The organism is Bartonella sp. AP36NXGY, assembly GCF_042195865.1.
Classification (GTDB): domain Bacteria; phylum Pseudomonadota; class Alphaproteobacteria; order Rhizobiales; family Rhizobiaceae; genus Bartonella.
This window is the reverse complement of the sequence record NZ_JBHIPD010000077.1, coordinates 1-2,222: the sequence shown is the minus strand read 5'-3', so window position 1 is coordinate 2,222 and position 2,222 is coordinate 1. Positions and strand designations below refer to the sequence as shown.

1 pseudogene is annotated in these 2,222 nt (G+C 40.5%); it reads left to right on the top strand.

Annotated elements, in window-relative coordinates:
* Positions 1-102: 102 nt before the first annotated feature.
* Positions 103-2,222 (top strand): annotated as a pseudogene (locus ACFINX_RS09840) (autotransporter outer membrane beta-barrel domain-containing protein); the annotation flags it as partial.

The following is a 2,222-nucleotide window of genomic DNA, read 5'->3' as shown; positions in this document are numbered from 1 at the left end:
TAAAAACAATTACTGAAATTAATAACAACTATCCATTTTCACTTCTTCTTATGAAGTTCGCGGGGAAATGAATATTTGGGGGCTATCATAAGGAGAATACTAGTGTATAAAACATCCCTTTTATCATGCACAGCTGCAGCCGCTATCATCCTGTTCAACATCCAGTTCAGTGCACATGCTGAAACCCTCGTAGTTTCTGGGGGAAAACAACAAGAAGTATCCGATAAAACCTACGAAACTATTCACGCAAAAGACGGTGGCAAAATCATTGGCAAGAATTTAACGATAAACCACCCAGTCCATTACGATGTATACGCTGTAACAGCTGAAGGTGTTAACAGTGTAATTGAATTACAGGATAGTAGAATTATCCCAAAACTTGATTCTGAGATTTTCCGCGGTCTTGAAGCCAAAGACGGAGCTACAATCAAAATGATTGGAGGTTCCATTGCAGCTGCCTCTGTTGGCGCTTCTTTTAATAACACGAATAGCAGCGAAAACATGCTAAAAGACGTGGTGATATCAGACTTAGATAAAGATGGACTGCAATTACTCTCAGGAATAGTTACCAAGGGAAGCACGCTCACCTTAAAAAATGTAACTGTTATGCATGCCTTCTCTGCTCTAAAGGCAGATGATCACTCGACAATAACAATCTCTGGAGGATCATTTGATGGAAAAACTGATGGAATATATGCTTCAAATGGCAGCACGGTTACTATCGACAACAAGACTGATATTACATCATCCAGTGCTTATGGACTCCATGCTGATGGTTCAAAATCCAAGATCACAATGACTGGAGGAACAGTAAGCGGACGGGGTGTAAGCGCATTGTTTGCCGAAAACGGCGGACATATTGATGTCAATGGTATTACTATAACATCGACAGATGGCACCGAAGATGGTGCACGCGCCGATGACTCTGGAAGCATGATTGAATTACATAATACAACGATTAAGGATGTTTCAACAGGGCTTATGGCATACAAAAAAGCTACAATCAAGATGACTGGAGGTTCTATTACGGCTATTGCAATGGGTGCTCTCTTCGGCGACGAAAACAGCGAAGAAAATAAGCTAGAAAATGTGAAAATATCAAGTGGTAAAGACGATGACCAACAACTCTTAGGGGTAATGTCCACCCATAACAACAAACTTACTTTAAAAAATGTAACAGTTACTCAAGCCAATATAGGCATAGCCTCCGCTGTTAATTCTCAAATAAACGTATCAGGGGGAGAATTTAATGTAAAAACCTCAGGGGTATCTGCTGAGAGTGGCGGCACCATTATCATAAAAGACAATGCTAAAATTAACGCATCTGATGGTAGTGGACTCCATGCAAGCGGTCCACAATCCCAAATCACAATGACAGGCGGAACAGTATTTGGAAAACAAGCTGCATTGTATACAGAAAACGGTGGACATATCGATGTCAAGGATATTTCTGCAACAGCACAAATCGGTGGTTTGCAAATCATGTCTCTCTTCTACACAGATCAAAATTATCCGCAAAAACGTCAAAGCAATGAAATCAATGTGACTAATGCAGATATCCACGTAGAAAATGGTGCTGGAATTCTTATCGGAGCTTTCACTGACAACGATATCGAAAACAATGCAGACCTATCAATTGGTACAGCCAATATCAAAAATTCAGAAATCCATGCCGATGTTTTATTAGGAAAAGGCGTTTATTGGAAAGACAAAGAGCTTTGGGACTATGTCGGTGCAAACGCCATCTCCAATGGCACCTTCACCTTAAGCGCTGATCAGTCTACTTTAGAAGGCAGAGCGAATATTGCTAAAGACAGAAATGTACGTTTTGATCTGAAAAACAATACAAAATGGACGTTGAAAATTAGCAAAAACGAAAAAGATGCTGATAGCAATCTCCTTGATATCGCTCAAAGATCTCGTTCTGATGTTTCTGTGCTTAATCTCGATAACAGCTCCATTGTTTTTGAGAAACCAACAGAAGATCATTACCAAACCTTGCATATAGGTTCTGGTAAACCAGACACGCAAGAAGTCTACAATGCAACGGGTGATGCAAAGATTTACTTCAACACGGCTTGGAGTGATGGTGCTGCAATAAATGACCAAAAAACCGATAGGCTTTTGATCAATGGGAACGTCTCAGGCAACACATCAGTTTATGTCACGGGGCGCTTAGAAGAGAACAATATCGAAGCAAATACCTCTGCTGCTGCCAATGT